Annotated in this window: 14 protein-coding genes; 3 read left to right on the top strand and 11 right to left on the bottom strand. The window is 40.8% G+C overall.

All coding sequences use genetic code 11. The features are described 5' to 3' along the window. Nucleotides 1-8: 8 nt before the first annotated feature. Together JWQ34_RS16325 and JWQ34_RS16320 are read right to left on the bottom strand one after the other, a co-directional pair. The gene (locus JWQ34_RS16325) at nucleotides 9-1,055 is read right to left on the bottom strand and encodes a tripartite tricarboxylate transporter TctB family protein (RefSeq protein WP_299359006.1); all 1,047 of its coding nucleotides are present in this window, start codon (nucleotides 1,053-1,055) and stop codon (nucleotides 9-11) included. Between the two features lie 59 nt (nucleotides 1,056-1,114). Beyond that, nucleotides 1,115-2,080: an NAD-dependent epimerase/dehydratase family protein gene (locus tag JWQ34_RS16320; protein WP_299359004.1), complete on the bottom strand. Its 966-nt coding sequence runs from the start codon at nucleotides 2,078-2,080 to the stop codon at nucleotides 1,115-1,117. Nucleotides 2,081-2,235: 155 nt separating this feature from the next. On the opposite strand from JWQ34_RS16320, the gene JWQ34_RS16315 reads away from it, so the two are divergent. Both JWQ34_RS16315 and JWQ34_RS16310 read left to right on the top strand, forming a co-directional pair. Next, nucleotides 2,236-3,417 (top strand): formimidoylglutamase, encoded by a 1,182-nt coding sequence (locus JWQ34_RS16315; RefSeq protein WP_299359002.1) that lies wholly within the window; start codon nucleotides 2,236-2,238, stop codon nucleotides 3,415-3,417. Between the two features lie 57 nt (nucleotides 3,418-3,474). Further along, nucleotides 3,475-4,620 (top strand): TlpA disulfide reductase family protein, encoded by a 1,146-nt coding sequence (locus JWQ34_RS16310; RefSeq protein ID WP_299358999.1) that lies wholly within the window; start codon nucleotides 3,475-3,477, stop codon nucleotides 4,618-4,620. A 96-nt stretch (nucleotides 4,621-4,716) separates the two neighbouring features. Here JWQ34_RS16310 and JWQ34_RS16305 read toward each other — a convergent pair whose 3' ends face one another. Further along, a complete protein-coding gene (locus JWQ34_RS16305; protein WP_299358997.1) occupies nucleotides 4,717-5,058 on the bottom strand; it encodes an MmpS family transport accessory protein in 342 nt (113 codons plus the stop codon). A gap of 476 nt (nucleotides 5,059-5,534) precedes the next feature. Then, nucleotides 5,535-7,184, bottom strand: a complete 1,650-nt coding sequence (locus tag JWQ34_RS16300) for an NAD+ synthase (RefSeq protein WP_299358994.1) — start codon at nucleotides 7,182-7,184, stop codon at nucleotides 5,535-5,537. A gap of 117 nt (nucleotides 7,185-7,301) precedes the next feature. Here JWQ34_RS16300 and gldB point away from each other — a divergent pair, with 117 nt between their 5' ends. After that, a complete protein-coding gene (gene gldB / locus JWQ34_RS16295) occupies nucleotides 7,302-8,345 on the top strand; it encodes a gliding motility lipoprotein GldB (RefSeq protein ID WP_299358992.1) in 1,044 nt (347 codons plus the stop codon). Nucleotides 8,346-8,408: 63 nt separating this feature from the next. Here gldB and JWQ34_RS16290 read toward each other — a convergent pair whose 3' ends face one another. From JWQ34_RS16290 to JWQ34_RS16260, 7 genes are all read right to left on the bottom strand, one after another. After that, nucleotides 8,409-8,594, bottom strand: a complete 186-nt coding sequence (locus tag JWQ34_RS16290) for a hypothetical protein (protein ID WP_299358990.1) — start codon at nucleotides 8,592-8,594, stop codon at nucleotides 8,409-8,411. 113 nt (nucleotides 8,595-8,707) lie between these two features. Continuing rightward, on the bottom strand, nucleotides 8,708-9,400 hold the full coding sequence (locus JWQ34_RS16285; protein WP_299358988.1) for a hypothetical protein: 693 nt from the start codon (nucleotides 9,398-9,400) through the stop codon (nucleotides 8,708-8,710). Between the two features lie 67 nt (nucleotides 9,401-9,467). Beyond that, complete coding sequence (locus JWQ34_RS16280; RefSeq protein ID WP_299358986.1) at nucleotides 9,468-10,514, bottom strand: hypothetical protein; 1,047 nt, start codon at nucleotides 10,512-10,514, stop codon at nucleotides 9,468-9,470. A gap of 91 nt (nucleotides 10,515-10,605) precedes the next feature. Further along, the gene (locus JWQ34_RS16275; RefSeq protein ID WP_299358984.1) at nucleotides 10,606-12,726 is read right to left on the bottom strand and encodes a hypothetical protein; all 2,121 of its coding nucleotides are present in this window, start codon (nucleotides 12,724-12,726) and stop codon (nucleotides 10,606-10,608) included. Between the two features lie 95 nt (nucleotides 12,727-12,821). Next, the gene (locus JWQ34_RS16270) at nucleotides 12,822-13,451 is read right to left on the bottom strand and encodes a hypothetical protein (RefSeq protein ID WP_299358982.1); all 630 of its coding nucleotides are present in this window, start codon (nucleotides 13,449-13,451) and stop codon (nucleotides 12,822-12,824) included. 135 nt (nucleotides 13,452-13,586) lie between these two features. Continuing rightward, on the bottom strand, nucleotides 13,587-14,330 hold the full coding sequence (fabG, locus tag JWQ34_RS16265) for a 3-oxoacyl-[acyl-carrier-protein] reductase (RefSeq protein WP_299358980.1): 744 nt from the start codon (nucleotides 14,328-14,330) through the stop codon (nucleotides 13,587-13,589). Nucleotides 14,331-14,531: 201 nt separating this feature from the next. Next, nucleotides 14,532-15,890 carry a glycoside hydrolase family 99-like domain-containing protein gene (locus tag JWQ34_RS16260; protein ID WP_299358978.1) on the bottom strand — a complete coding sequence of 453 codons (1,359 nt, stop codon included), beginning with the start codon at nucleotides 15,888-15,890 and terminating at the stop codon, nucleotides 14,532-14,534. Nucleotides 15,891-15,899: the final 9 nt, after the last annotated feature.

The raw sequence follows: 15,899 nt of genomic DNA, 5'->3' as shown, positions 1-15,899 counted from the left end.
ATAAATAACTATTGTTTTTTTATGATTAATCCCATTTTACTAGTATCTATTGGTATGGTAGGATAAATATCATCTTTAGTGTTCGGTATTTGATCCATCCCTGATGAAAAAAGCGTGTATCCGCTACGTATCTGTCGATAGTTAAATATATTATTCTTGTTATATGACATTAAAGGGTCTACCACATTTATAAGTTGATTCTTAATATCTAGTTGCATTAAATTTTCGGGATATTTACCGTTTTGAATTTTGTAAAATTCAATCTCCTTTACAAGGCTGTTTAATGTTCCCTTATCCATGTCGACAAAACCTTCGCTAAATAAATTCCTTTTGTCAGCATAATTAAAAAAACTATAAACTGCTATTGTGAAACAAATCGCCCCTACACCAATCAAGATAAGCCACTTGTCTTTATATTTAAATATTCCATATAAAATTAAAGCCGTGCCCACTATCGCACCAATTAAAGGAACGAACCCCCAGAAACCTAATTTATAAGGCGGTCTATCTTTCTTATAAATACCAGAAGATGCGTCAAAAGTCGAATTAGAGGATCCTTGAGCTTTAATAATTTTTGCCTGAATTAATCCAAAAAAATTAGTCGCTTCGGTATCTGATGCAAAACTGCTTTTTGGAACCATTAAAAACCGCTTATCTATTAAGGTAAGGCTAATATATTTTCTATTAACTTTGGCCTTAGCAAAGCTTTCCCAGTTTCTTACAGCGGTTGTTAATACCCCTTCAGACCTAAGCCCATCTTCTTCAATTATCCATTTTTTCGGCTCAGAATATCCGGGGTCTGTTGCTATTAGCTTTCGCAATTTATTGTTAAATATAAAAAGAGGCAATAAGTAGAATAATACTAAAAGCAATAGCGAATAACTAACAACAACTATTATAGTTTTTACCCAATCAAAATGATCTTTATAAAGAGCAGATGTCGCAAAAAACAATATAACCGCAACTAACGGAATTCTTTTTTGAAAGTTTTCCTTTAACTGCGTCTTATAAAAATCGATATAATCTTCTTTCGTTATCTGAAATTCAACTTCCATTTTTGACAGGTCTTGTATTAGTTTATCTAATTTATAATTAAATATAAATATTTACATATCTAGTTCCCCAATCGCTCACAAATCTCTGCAACCGACTTACTAATCGGCTTAAACTCAATCCCTACAGCCGCCTTAATTTTACTGTTATCAAAATCTCGAATTTGATAGGCTGATTTAGCCGCTATCTTATCCAACGCCGGGGCAGAGCGCTTGATGAAAGCAGCAACCGCCGCTGCGCGCCAGGCCAGTTCCATCATCCAGGGTTTGGCGAGTATAGCGGGAGGCTTTATATTAAAACATTTGGCGGCCAGGGTAACTATGTCTTTATACTTCCAGTTTTCGGCACTGATGATATAGCGCTGTTCGGTAATGTCGCTTTCCATTAGCGCGATCATACATTTGGCTACATCCTCCACATCAACAAAACCTGCCGTGCCATTGGTATAAACTTTAAGTCCCTTGTGTACGGTTTCAAAAAGCTGTCCGCTGCCTAAAACACCGGCATTGGGGCCGATAATTAAAGACGGATTTACAATAACCGCATCCAAACCCTCGGCAATGCCGCGCCAAACCTCCATCTCGCTTTCCAGTTTTGATATGGCGTAACCGTCATTTTCGGTAGTAATTTCAAGGTGATGGTTTTCGGTAATTAACTCGCCTGGCTTGGCCTGGCCTATGGCGGCTATAGAGCTTACGTGTACCAGCCTTATATCATGCTCAAGACATAGGTTAACCAAATTGGCCGTGCCGGTAACGTTGGTACGTATCATGGCATCTTTATCAGCCTGTTTTAATGATACCCATGCCGCGCAATGGTAAACCTGGCTTATGCCATCCAATGCGGCTTCTAATGCAAAAATGTCCAGCATATCTGCATCAACCCATTCTAGTTGAGTATAAGGCACCAGCAACGCGGGGATAGTGGAAGCAGCGCGTTTAGTACAGCGTACCGCCTCGCCTTGATCAGCTAATTGCTTAGCCAGTTCTGATCCTAAAAAACCTGTTGCGCCTGTTACTAATATCATTTTGATGTGCAGATGTGGTATCTGCAAATGTGGGTATAGATGTGCGGATATGCAAATATGCGGATGTGCAGATGTTTATATTTTTAATATGTTCTATTAATCGTCAAACCCAAAAAATCTGCATATTTGCATACACACACATTTGCACATCAAATATGTCCTTATCCGATTTTTTTACGCCTATTGATCTAACTGCTATCGCGCCTAAAAACGGCTATTATACCAGCCATTTGGGCAGTAAGATAGATCTCTATACTGATAAATTTCCCGATTTGGAACAGCCTGCAGATATCGCCATCATCGGTGTGCAGGAGGACCGCAATGCGATCAACAATCCCGGCTGTGCTTTGGCTCCTGATTATGTCCGCGAAAAACTATACCTGTTAAACGAGGGCGCGTACACCACCAGAATAGTCGACTTAGGCAATATCCGCCAGGGCGAAACCGTGATTGATACTTACTTCGCAATTAAAACCGTAGTTGCCGAATTAATTAAGAAAGACATCATCCCCATAATAATAGGCGGCGGACAGGATCTTACCTATGCGCAATACCTGGGCTATGAAACATTGGAGCAAAAGGTTGACCTGGTAGTAGTCGACTCGCACCTTGATTTGGAGGATGATGAGCCCAGCGAAAGTATAGAGACTACATCAACATCATTCCTCAGTAAAATATTTTTGCATGAACCTAATTACCTGTTTAACTACAGCAATCTGGGTTATCAAACCTTTTTTGCCAGCCAGGATAGCCTGCGGGTAATGGAGAAATTATATTTTGATGTGCACCGTCTGGGCAACATCAGCGGCAATATTGCTGTTGCCGAGCCTACCATACGCAACGCCAATATGGTGAGTTTCGATATCAGCGCTATACGCTCATCAGATGCCGCGGCTAATGCCAACGCTACGCCCAATGGCTTATATGGCGAGGAGGCCTGCCAGATCTGTCGCTACGCGGGATTTAATGACAAGCTAACCTCGATAGGTTTTTATGAGTTTAACCCGGCTTATGACAGTAACGGGCAAACTGCCATGCTGCTATCGCAAATGATATGGTATTTTATTGATGGTGTTTATAACCGTAAAAAAGATTTCCCGCTACATCCAAAATCACAATATCTTATTTATAAAACCAGCTTAAAGCATGACGACCATGAGCTGGTGTTTGTAAAAAGCAAAAAGTCTGACCGTTGGTGGATGCAGGTACCCTACCCTACGGGCGGCTCAAAAAACGAACGTTTTCATTTAGTGCCTTGCCGTTACGAGGACTATAAAACCGCTGTAGACGGCGAAATGCCCGATCTTTGGTGGCGCACATATCAAAAATTAACTTAAAAGGCAATCCTTATCCAATTTATACGTTAATCAAGCTTAATAGCATTAAATTAATTCATGAAGAGACTATTCTTTCTTATTACAGCATTGTTGCCAACACTGGCTTTTGCACAAATCGCCACAAAAAATTTTACTATAAATGGCAAAGCAGGTACAATAACCAAACCGACATGGGCCTATTTATTTTATCAGACAGGCGCCAATAAAATTATTGACTCTGCATTAGTAATTAATGGAAATTTTACTATTAGCGGCAATATCTTTTTGCCTTCTAACTCAACATTGGTTATAGATCATACGGGTGCCGGTAGTGGTAAATTGGGTAACACACCCGATTTCCTGAATTTTTGGCTGGACAAAGGCACAACCAATATCACTACCGATAAAGACTCGATAAAAAATGCGGCCATAACCGGTTCGGTAATAAATGATGATAGTAAATTATTAACCCAGCAATTAGCCCCAATTAATAACGAAGCTAAAAAACTAAACGACGAAAAAAATGCTGCACCGCAAAGTCAGCAAAGCACGCCGCAGTTTCAGCATGATATGCAGATCGGGTATAAAACCTTGCAAGACAAGCAACATAACGTTTTTAAAACTTTTATAACAGCACATCCCACCAGCTTTATAAGCCTGATAGTTATTAATATGATGGGTAAACAGGGCGCCAACCCGGCAGAAATGGATGTTTTATATACCGGCCTTGACGCGTCTTTAAAAGACATGGAAATTGGCCGGGTGTTAAAAAGTTCAATTGACCAATCAAAAGCTACCGCTATAGGCAGTATTGCACCGGATTTTACCCAGCCTGATGTAAATGGCATGCCGGTTAAGCTATCTTCATTTAGAGGTAAATACGTATTGCTTGATTTTTGGGCATCGTGGTGCGGCCCGTGCCGTGCCGAAAACCCTAACGTGGTTAAGGCCTACACTAAATATAAAGACAAAAACTTTACTATCCTGGGGGTATCATTAGATAGGCCGGACGGTAAAGCCGACTGGCAAAAGGCTATAAAAAGTGACGGCTTAAGCTGGACACAGGTATCTGACCTTAAATATGGCGATAACCAGGCAGCGGCCTTATATTTTGTGCAAGCAATTCCTGCTAACTTCCTGCTTGACCCTGATGGAAAAATAATTGCCAAAAACCTGCGAGGCAGTGATCTGGATGATAAGTTAGCGGAGTTGTTTGGGAAATAAGCAGCCCTCCCCACCCTCTCCGAAGGGGAGGGCTTTAAAAACAAACAAAAAAGGCTTCTCAAAATGAGAAGCCTTTTTTGTTTGTAAGATCAGACTCTATGGCAGTGTCGCCGAAATAGCAATATTGTTTGCGTTTCCGTTGCTTTGAGCAACTTGATTATCATCAATGAAGATCTTGCCACCCACATTACTGGCATCAGCACTGACCACAGTCAATTTAAGGACTAATCCATGATTAGTTGAAGTGAAGCTGGTAGTCCAGCTAGCATCGGCATTGGTCACCGTTTGGACGTTCCCGGATTGATCGGTATAGGTAACAGTTGATTTGGCCGTACCTTGAATAGTATATTTTACCGTATGAGATTTGTCGTCCTTTTTACAAGAAAAAGTAAATACTGTGATTAATGTAAAAAGGGAAAGAATGATGAGTTTTTTCATTTTGAATTATTTAATAATATTAGTTAAAAAGAATTTTTATTGGGTAATTGTAACAGTGCCCATATCCCGTACAGCCCCTGTGGTTACCGTTACACTGTTGACTGACTTGCTCAGATAAGGAGTAACGCTGAATTGTCCTTTTTGCAGGCGTTAGTTGCTAAGCAAAAAACGGCTGCAAATAATATTAGGTGATTTTTCATAGTAATAATTAATTATATGTTGTTATATGACCAATGTAACGCAAAGGTTACGAAGTTGTTTTGATTAACTCTTTATTAATAAATTGTTATTGAGTTCCTTGTTTATTTGAAAATTTTAAGAAGATGGACAAGTACTAGACTAATGAGGTTGGTGGTGCATTAATAAAAGAGGCTAACGCAAAGTGTGAAGCCTTTTTATTTTGAAGTCTCCCTTCGGGGGAGATTATTAACGAATATTATTTTGGTGTTAATGAGGGCTTCGCCGTTTAGAGGGGTCTACTGCAAATATTTCCCAACAATAGGCATCCTTCGTCCCATGCCAAATGCTTTTGGCGATACACGCAAAATTGGCGGTGTTTGGTAGCGTTTATGCTCAGCCAGATTGATTAGCTTTATTGCCCGGTGAACCGTAGCTTCATCATATCCCATTTTAATGATCTCGTTTGCCGAGCAGCGATACTCAATGTATTGGGCTAATATTTTATCCAGTATGTCGTACTCAGGTAATGAGTCGGAGTCTTTTTGTCCGGGCCTTAACTCGGCTGATGGTGGTTTGATGATAGAATTTTCGGGGATGATCTCGCGTTCGCGGTTAATATGTCGCGCCAGCTCAAAAACCTGTGTTTTATAAACATCGCCAATAACAGATATTCCGCCGCACATATCGCCATATAAAGTCCCGTAGCCTACGGCGGCCTCACTTTTGTTGGATGTGTTTAACAAAATAAAACCAAACTTATTACACATCGCCATCAACAAAATGGCGCGGCTGCGCGATTGTATATTTTCTTCGGCAATGTTAAATGGCAGGTCTTTAAATTGTGGGCTTAAAGCTTTCTCGAACGATTCTGTAATATTTTTTATGGCGATGGTTTCGCTCATGCAACCCAGGTTGTTTACCAGGTCCTCGGCGTCTTTTAAAGAGTGATCGCTGGAGAATTTAGACGGCAGTAAGACAGCCATTACATTTTCGGCACCCAGTGCTTCGGCAGCTAAAGCGCATACCACAGCCGAATCAATACCGCCTGACAATCCCAGTATCGCCCGGCTAAATCCTGATTTATGGAAATAATCTCTTATGCCTAAAATTAATGCCTGGTGTATTTGCGCTATATCACTTTCTCTTTCTTTTTTAAGGGTCGATTGGTGGTCGAAAGAAACTTCGCCTTTATCGTCCAAAGTATAATAAGTTATGCTTTCTTCAAAATAAGGCAGTTCATCAACCAAATTGCCTGTTTTATCAAACACTAATGATCCGCCATCAAATATCAGCTCTGTCTGCGCGCCTACGTGGTTAACATAAAACAACGGCAGGTTATAACGGGCGGCATTATCTTTTAAAATAGCAATACGCTCCTCGTCATGGTTATAAGCAAATGGCGATGCGGCAATGTTTATCATCACATCGGGGTTTTGCTTTATCAGCGTATCCATCGGGCGGGTAATGTATAGCGGGTTCTCAATGGTGTTCCACAAATCCTCGCAGATGGTTAGCGCAATGCGTTTGCCTTTAAACTCAATACAGCTAAACTCGGTTGATGGTTCAAAATAGCGGTACTCGTCAAATATATCATAGTTAGGCAACAGCGCTTTGTTTACTATACCCTTAACTTTGCCGTTCTCAATAAAATAAGCCGAGTTGTTTAGTTCCTTACCTTCTGTTTTATGATTGGGGATAGGTAAGCCAATTATACAGGCAATATCGGTACACTCGGCAGCAATTTTTTGGGCCGCTATATCGCATTGATTAATAAACTCGCTAAACTCTAAAAAATCGCGCGCGGGATACCCGCAAACACATAGCTCGGCAAATACAACCAGGTCGGCGCCATTTTGCCGGGCTTTTTGTATATGTTGGATAATGTGTGCCGTGTTAGACTCAAAGTTACCAACGTGATAGTTAAGCTGCGCTAATGCTATTTTCATTAGAATAAATTATTTAATATAAGCACAAAGCTAAAAGACTAAAGCCAAAAGCGGCTTTTAGCTTTAGTCTTTTAGCTTTGTGCTTTCTAATTTGTTATTTTTGTTGAAAGTATAAAAATGATACCAACCTTCTACAAGTTCAAACAAATTTATTTCATTTTTATTATCGGCCTATTCCTTACAGCTTGCGGCCGCAATAAAAAAATTGATGTTAGCAATATACCGATTGATGTTAAGATAGAACGCTTCGATCACGATTTTGACGGTTTACGTACAAAACCCATGCTACAGCAAGCCGCGTTTATGCAAAAAAAGTACGGCAGCTTTTACCGCGACTATACCGAACAGATACTACAAGCCGGCAGCACCAGCGATACGGCTTATTTTAACGTACTGAGGCCCGTATTTAAGGGTCGCCCTTACTTAGATGTTAAACATGATGTGGATTCGATATACCCGGGCGCTATGGATAAACAAAACGCCGAGCTTACCGATGCCTTCAGACGGATCAAGTATTACTATCCGAAGAAAAAATTACCTAAGGTGTACGCCTATTTCTCGGGATTTAAAGCGCAGACATCTGTTGGTGACGGATATTTTGGTATAGGGCTTGACTTGTTTTTAGGCGCCGACTCGCGGTTTTACCCCGCATTGATTGAAGCATTTCCACACTATATATCCAAGCGGTTTACGCCTGATAATATTACCCCACGTGTTATTGAGGGGATAGCACGCGAAGATATGTTCCCCGAAAGTGATAATGATAAAACATTATTGGCAAAAATGGTGTATACTGGTAAGATACTTTATTTTATGGACCAGATATTACCTGATGTACCCGATTCGACCAAGATTGGCTACACTACCCAGCAATTAAAATGGTGTACAGATTTTAAATCGACCATTTGGGCCTACCTGCTGGAGCAGAACTTATTGTATGAAACCGATTACCAGAAAATTCAAACCTATGTAAGTGAGGCCCCGTTTACACCGCAGTTTGGTAGAGAATCTGCCCCTAAAATAGGCTCATGGACAGGGTGGCAAATTGTAAAAGAATATATGGATAAGCACCCTGATATTACTTTGCCCGAGTTAATGATAAATAACGATGCCCAGAAGATACTAAACGACTCTAAATACCGGCCCCGAAACGACCGTTAGCATAAGGCATAAAAAAAGCGTCCCGATTTTATCGGGACGCTTTTTTTATATACTGAGGTTGTATTATTTAACTATAGTAAACACCGCTTTAAGCCCTACACCGACACCAATTGCCAATATAACGTTAGCTACAGCCGAGGCATGCCTAAAATCTGCAAAGCGTAAATAAACGCCAACCAAACCTATAATTATAGCGATAACTAATAATATGTAATGACGTTCTGAATTTGCTTCTTGCGTTGGGTTCATAATGCTTATTTTTTTATTGCTACAAAAATAGAAATGTTTAGTTAAATATCTAAAAAATTAGCTTTTTAATTTAAAGTAAGATATACCATCTTTCATATACCTGGTTAATTAAATTAGTCTTGCGGCCTGCGCATCGGTTCAAAATGAATGTAAACCGGGTTGGATTTAATAGCGGTGGGGATAAATTTTTTGTAACCCATAATAAATTCAGGGAATTCGTCCTTAACCGGCATAGCTAACATGGGTTCAAAAGCCACTTTATACCGTCCCGGCATATTACTAACGTAAGGCGAAATTTCCATTGGCATATAGTATTCTCTTTCTTTATGCGCTTTTAAAAACAAGGCCCTCGAGCTATAGTTTTCTAAAATATTATCCATGTTCACTATACTTTTGGCTTTGTTATATTTCTTTATTTCCGCAAATAATTTCTTTTCGGCTGTTCTGTTTTTTTGATTGAATGTATCTAAAAGCATTGGCAGACCTGCTATGTCATCCCCTGTTGAAAAGGGTCTCGGAATTAATTTATACCCGCCCGATTCCTTCCTGTAATAAGAAATAAATATCCCCATATCGCTTTTATTGTGGATCAATTTTAAAAAATAAGGAATAAATATATCCTGATCAGAATTATTTATAAATGATATAGCAAATCCTTTTGAAGGATTTAGGCCTTTATATTCAGAGTCATTTTTTATCTCCTCCAAATAACTTATCCGAGCCTCTAGTGTAGTATTGCGATTTTGCGCAAAAGAGTGATTGCAAATAATAATTAATGCTATAAAAACATTTAGCAGTTTTTTCATGATGCAAGTTAATGTGTTTTGCGGAACAAGACTTACGAAGTTTTTAAAACTTCGTAAGTCTTGCATATTACTTTATATCTCCAAAATGCACTTTCTCTGTTATCGCATTGGCATCATTTAACAATTGTATGGTGGTTGATGGACCAAGGTTCATCGGGTCAGCCCATGAGCGCAGGGCCCAGATCACTTTTTTATCGGGCGTAATTTCTATTGCTTGTACCTGTAAGTTTTTTGGGTCGAGTTTGCTGTCCCATTGGTTAAACCAATTGTTAACTATGGTATTACCGTTGGCCAGCCGGGTAGCTATTTGCGGCTCGGGGAAGCTGTAATCGGGCATATCGCTCATCATGTACTCCCAAACAACATCGCCTTTGCGGTTTAGTTCCCGTACGTATGATGTGCGATGACCTTCGTGTCCCGATACCAATATATTGTTGTTCTTTAATGGCTCAACCGACCATACGCCCGGCACATCTATAGATAGCAGTTGTTTGCCATCAACATCATATTCACGCACTTTGCCCAAGTCCATATGCGCTACCAGGATAGTACCATCAGGCGTTAACCTTGCATGGCGAAATTGTCCGTGGATGCCGTTGCCCCTGGTTTGCAGGTTAAACTGCTTCTCTATTTTATTGGTTTTAACATTCATCACAAACAGTTTGGCAGTATCGCCATTCTGGATGAAAACTACATGGTCATTTCCTATTGGTTGGGCGGTATGGGTTTCGTGGTTTTTTGGGGCGTCATAGTTCCAAAGCACGTTTTTGTTCTTGTCGATGAGCGTAACACCAAACTGATGTGCAAAAAGCACATTGCCGTTCTTCATTAAAACCGCATCGCTAATTTCGCCTTTGCCTAAAGTATCAATGTACGACCAGGTGATCTTACTGTTGCGCACAATGTACATCTTACGATGTTTAGCCTCCCCTGCATAAAAGAAATCAAATTCGGCCGGGCCCTTACCGGGTAATATTTCGGGGGCGGCTTGTTTAGTTGCAGCAAGCATCTGTTGTGCTTTGGCATGAACGCCAAACCCAGCTATTAAAAAAAGTAAAATTAAGGCTTTAAAAAAACGCGAATTACCGCCATTAAGGTTTACGATATTGCTCATGAATTTATTTTTAATTGGTATTTAAAATTACCCGTATCAGGCGTAACTATAAAATATATCCGATTAAAACTATGCAATCGTTGCCGCTAAATTACACCTCACCCTCGCGCTTGCGCAAAAACCACTCGACACCCAGTAAAACCACTATCAGCGCAAAGATCCATTTAACATCTATCATGTCGCTGTAATGTTTGTCTTCGTATACCAGGGTTTTAACATTCTCGTTCTTGCGGATCAGATCAGCCAAACGATTGATCTGCGATGGCTGTAGCATTTCGCCACCACTTTGCTTAGCCAGGTTTCTTAATAGTTGGTGATTAGCCGCACTTTGGCGGATCTCCAGGTTAAGCGGCTTTACCGTTAATTGCCCATTGGCATTAAACAGGCGGGCACCCAGTTTGGTGGTGGCCGCATAAGTGTATTCGCCTACTGGCAGTGTACCTGCATCCAGTTGGTAACTTTGTCCGTTGCGGGTAGCTAAGAAGCTGTAGTTTTTGCCCCCGGTATTTTTAAGTTCTATACGTACATCGGGTGTATTAACCAGTTCCAGTGCATCGTTATATAGCTCGGCATTTAGCAGTACGTTCTCGCCCTCATCAAAAATATTTTTTGACGGGTAAGCCCTAAAGCGCTGCCTGTTGGCATTGGCGGTAAGGTATTGTACGCTCTGGCTAAATAATTCTTCTAAAGCATGGTGATTGCCATAAATTTCAAACTCGGCCAGTTGCCAGCGCCATAGGCCCTCGCCGGTAAAAACACCAATGCGCCTGCCCGCGTCATCACCAAATAAAAGTAACGGATAACTTGTCGGCACCGCGCCTATCTTCTGTTTAAACAAAACACCGTTTGTTGCCGATGAGGTATAACTGCCAAATGGCGCCAGCAAGGGCGGCATCTTAGCTATTTTTTGTTGGGTGGAATCTGATAAGATAAATGATGAAAAATCAGGCACCGGCTGCGCAAATACTTCCTGCATCTCTAATCTGGCGGCACTTATGCGGGTTAGTTTTTGTACCATATTAAAGTTTAAAACATCAGCCTGGGCGCCCAGCATATACCATATTGGTGTTTTGCCTTTGGTTACCAGATCCTTCAACGCGGTAAAAGTTGCCGGTGATGGCTGGTGCAGTATAATTAAGCTATAATCGCTCAGTTTTAAAGTGCCCATGTCCGACATCAGGCTGGTCTTTAACTCGTAATTTTTATTAGCCTCAATAGCCTGTTTTATCACGCTGATATCCGGATGCGGGCCATCATATAACAACAATAGCTTTTGTTTGGCATCCAGCACCTCTACATAAATAGTCTCCGAGTTGTTTTGGGTAGACAGTTCATTCTTAACTGGCGTTATGCTGATATTAAATTTATGGATACCTTTTTTATCGGCATTTAATTTAACTGTTAGTATCTTTTTAAAAGCATCATTGCTCACCGGGATAATCTGTGAGTTTACCTGGCGGCCATCTTCGGTAATGCTTAGGTGCATGGTTTCGCCTTTGCTTTGCCAGGCCTGGGCCAATATCTCTATCTCGAAATCATTACCTAACAACGCGGTTTTGTTATAGTTTACATTGCCTATCAGCAAGTCGCGTTTAGCAATGGTATCTCCCAGAGCTATGGTGTAGATGTTGGTTTTAAAGTTACGCGCTTCGTATTGCGGGTCGGCGCCCTGGTTGTACATGCCGTCAGTTGCCAATACTACGGCACCTATATTTTGGTTAACAAATCGGTCATTTAACTGGCGCAGTGCAGCGGCTATATTGGTTTGCTTGGCGTTAAATGTTTTTGATAATCCATTAGCTACATCATGCCCGAAATTAAATTCCTGCACATCGTAGCCATCGCCCAGTTGCTGTTTAAGCTTGCCTAGTTCATCGACAAAAGCCCCAGCCCCCTCTAAATCTCCCCCGGTAGGGGAGACTTTTAAAGTCGATTTAGCCGGGAATAGTTTTACAGATGCAGAATTATCCTGCGCTATTAAAATCAACGGTTTTTGCGGCTGATAATTGGTAGACCGCACCAACGGCGACACCAGCAGCAACGCTATTAAAAATACCGCGATACCCCTAAAAGCAGAAAGCACGTACCTAAATTTATCGGCCAGGTTGGTTGGCTGCCGGTACATTAACCAGGCATACAGCACGCCTAACAGCAGGCAAACCAACGTCCACCATCCAGAAACAGCCCCCCAGGTAATTGAAAATAACAGCATTTTAATAGGTTGAACGTGTTACGTAATACGTTTTACGTTGTCATTGCAAAATGCAAAAATATTGTGAATGTTTAGTGTAATAATGTTGATAAGCGTTAGCTCATCCATGTTATACCTTGCCAAATAATTTTCCACTTTCCATTTATCTTCTTTAAAGAAAAAGCATAGCCTTGTGCCGCCATATAATTGTAATAACTATCTAACATTACATAAGCTTGTTTTTGATCTAAAGAAAACAAGGGTCTTGACATTTGATAATAATAGCAGTAAAAATGCTCTCTTTTACCTCTCTTTTTTATAATGTTTATTTTAGCCTCGCTGGTAAATGTAGTGTTTGGCATTTTTATAGTGTCAATTTTTATCCCCTTTGGAAGATGACATTGAAAAAGAATATATAATGAATCCGCTTTCATAAAGCCAGCATTCCTTAACTGGTTAAAAAGGTTTTCACCGTCAATACGGTTAAGCAATAGATCATCCGCACTCCAAGGCCTACTTAAATCGATATTTAAGGGAAAATTATCCAACGAATTAAAATGGGTATTACCAGGCTTTCCTGTTATAGCCATTCCCGTTGAATCAAACCTGGTTACAACAGTTTGCTGTGAGATAACCGTTCTTACAATTTCATTAATATCTTTTTTATTGGGGATTGGATAATCCTTTTTAGGATCATGGCACCCCAATAATATTATCGCACCAATAAAAAGTAAAAATCTTCCCATAAAAAAACAGCATATCTGTATACCAAATATGCTGTTTTAAATATGTTTTAGCAAGGCCTTTGCCCGCATGCTTCGAGAGCCTCTGCATGACACCCCTCTTTAACTAATCACTAATCACCAACCTCTAATCACTAACTACAACATTCCACCATCAACCGGGATAACCTGGCCAGTGATGTAAGTTGCCATATCAGATGCTAAGAAAACACAGGCGTTAGCTACGTCTTCAGTTTCGCCGGCACGTTTAAGCGGGATAGATGCTGCCCAGCCTTCAACCACTTTAGGGTCTAAAACCTCGGTCATTTCTGTACGGATAAAGCCCGGCGCGATAACGTTGGTACGGATATTACGCGAGCCTAACTCTTTAGCTATTGATTTAGAGAAACCGATGATACCGGCTTTTGATGCCGAATAATTTGACTGCCCCGCGTTACCATTTACCCCAACAACCGAGCTCATGTTAATGAACACGCCATCGCGGTTTTTCATCATAATTTTTGATGCCGCTTTGGTTATGTTGAAAACAGATTTTAGGTTAACCTCTAAAACATCGTCCCACTGCTGTTCGGTCATACGCATCAGCAAACCATCTTTGGTAATACCGGCGTTATTTACTACGATATGTAAGGTGCCAAAATCGGCAATAATATCATTGATCAGTTTATCCGCTTCGTCAAATTTAGAGGCATCGCTTTGGTAGCCTTTAACCTGTGTGCCAAAGCTTTGCAGTTCCTGCTCCAGGGCCAGTCCTTTTTCAACAGACGATAAATAAGTAAAAGCCACATTAGCGCCATGCTCGGCAAACTTCTCGGCAATCTTGCGTCCAATTCCTTTTGACGCTCCGGTTATTAACGCGGTTTTTCCTTCTAATAATTTCATAAACTTTTATACAATCCGTATCGGGCAGCGAAGATAAGAAATTAGGATGAAAAGTTAATGAAAGCGGAAAAGACCTTAATCACTTGTCATTCTGAGTATAGCGAAGAATCTTATATGCCCGAAAGGTAGCCACTGCTTGGCGCATACAGATCAGTTTTACAAGATTCTTCGCTACCGCTCAGAATGACAAAAAAGATTGATTTACTTATCACCCCCAAACACCTTCTTAACCGCTTCCAAATACCCGTAACCATTCACATTATCAGGTTCCAGGTAACTGGTTTCGGTCCACTCGTTCCAGCTGTTTATGGTGATAAGCGGGGCCTGTTTTGGGTGCGCGTCTACATAATCTTTAGCCATTTGCAGAGCCTTGGCAAAGTTTGCAGGTGTATTGTTTTTCATAACCGGGCTTTGGCCGGTACGCGGACTATTATCCCAGCCAATACTAACATGCGGATAATAGGTTAGTTGGTACGCGGTATCAATTCGGGCCCATTCTTTTTTCACCTTTTCCATGATGTTCATATAGTCATCATTGGGATTCATAAAATGCACAAACTGGTAATGCGTGGCGCTGGTAAAGCCCAGTTTTTTAACAAAGGCATTCTCGGGGTTTTTAGCTTTACTGCCATCAAACCCACTGTAATTGGTATTTTGCGACCACATGGTTAACTGCAACTCTAACCCCGGGAAACCCGCGCGTTTAGTTTCTTCTTTAAACCATTTTAGCGCGGCTACGGTTTGCTCTATCCCACCCAGCCCTGCAATTAATTGCGGAACATCATAGATCATAAATACCGGCTTGCCGTCTATCTTATAATATTGCGGCAGTTTAAAATACTTTTCAATATTGCGTTTACAGATCTTTTCAAACTCATCTCGGCTTACCCTGCCGGTCCAGATCACATTGTTTTCGTTATACTTATTCAGGCGGGTGTCCCAAAGGTTCAATACGTCATGGTTGGCCCACATCAGGTAAAACTTCATTTTGTTTACGTTGTCGGCTTTCAGGAAACCATGATCCAACGTTGTCTCCATAAACGGACGGCCATCATACCAATACCAGTCGAAAATAAAAACGTTTACCCCGTGTTTAGTGGCCGCGTTAATTTCCATATCCATTATAGTTGGGTCGGCTTCATTTACAGGCCCCCAAACGGGTTTGCGGTTCCAGTAATGGCCGGGGAAACGTTGCTGCATAGTGGTTACGGTTTCCCATTCGCCGTTGCCTGCGGGCCAAAACGGACGTAGGCGCGGGTCGTCATTGGCGTAAGCCGGGTATAAAAATGCCGCGACATCATATTTTTTGGTGGTTGATGATTTAGTGTTTTGCGCGATAGCATTGCCACTAACCAAACAACTAACAATTGCTAAAAGCAGTATACAGGTTTTATTTCTCATATTATAATTGGTTTCGGCTTTAGGATACCGGATAATAAAACGAATGTATATTTTATATTGGGTGATACTATCCTTTACTGTCTGAAAAAAATTGAGCACTAACAGGCGTAGTGGTTTGAAGTTAAAAACTTCAGACAGCGGTGGAATAGGAATTTCCATTTAATAAAC

Origin of the sequence: Mucilaginibacter sp. (assembly GCF_028288185.1) — a bacterium.
Classification (GTDB): domain Bacteria; phylum Bacteroidota; class Bacteroidia; order Sphingobacteriales; family Sphingobacteriaceae; genus Mucilaginibacter.
This window is presented reverse-complemented; position numbering and strand designations above follow the sequence as displayed.

Bases quoted from the DNA above. Each gene is read 5' to 3' on its own strand.
- JWQ34_RS16325 (WP_299359006.1), bottom strand. From the start codon at position 1,055: ATGGAAGTTGAATTTCAGATAACGAAAGAAGATTATATCGATTTTTAT.
- JWQ34_RS16320 (WP_299359004.1), bottom strand. From the start codon at position 2,080: ATGATATTAGTAACAGGCGCAACAGGTTTTTTAGGATCAGAACTGGCT.
- JWQ34_RS16315 (WP_299359002.1), top strand. From the start codon at position 2,236: ATGTCCTTATCCGATTTTTTTACGCCTATTGATCTAACTGCTATCGCG.
- JWQ34_RS16310 (WP_299358999.1), top strand. From the start codon at position 3,475: ATGAAGAGACTATTCTTTCTTATTACAGCATTGTTGCCAACACTGGCT.
- JWQ34_RS16305 (WP_299358997.1), bottom strand. From the start codon at position 5,058: ATGAAAAAACTCATCATTCTTTCCCTTTTTACATTAATCACAGTATTT.
- JWQ34_RS16300 (WP_299358994.1), bottom strand. From the start codon at position 7,184: ATGAAAATAGCATTAGCGCAGCTTAACTATCACGTTGGTAACTTTGAG.
- gldB (WP_299358992.1), top strand. From the start codon at position 7,302: ATGATACCAACCTTCTACAAGTTCAAACAAATTTATTTCATTTTTATT.
- JWQ34_RS16290 (WP_299358990.1), bottom strand. From the start codon at position 8,594: ATGAACCCAACGCAAGAAGCAAATTCAGAACGTCATTACATATTATTA.
- JWQ34_RS16285 (WP_299358988.1), bottom strand. From the start codon at position 9,400: ATGAAAAAACTGCTAAATGTTTTTATAGCATTAATTATTATTTGCAAT.
- JWQ34_RS16280 (WP_299358986.1), bottom strand. From the start codon at position 10,514: ATGAGCAATATCGTAAACCTTAATGGCGGTAATTCGCGTTTTTTTAAA.
- JWQ34_RS16275 (WP_299358984.1), bottom strand. From the start codon at position 12,726: ATGCTGTTATTTTCAATTACCTGGGGGGCTGTTTCTGGATGGTGGACG.
- JWQ34_RS16270 (WP_299358982.1), bottom strand. From the start codon at position 13,451: ATGGGAAGATTTTTACTTTTTATTGGTGCGATAATATTATTGGGGTGC.
- fabG (WP_299358980.1), bottom strand. From the start codon at position 14,330: ATGAAATTATTAGAAGGAAAAACCGCGTTAATAACCGGAGCGTCAAAA.
- JWQ34_RS16260 (WP_299358978.1), bottom strand. From the start codon at position 15,890: ATGGAAATTCCTATTCCACCGCTGTCTGAAGTTTTTAACTTCAAACCA.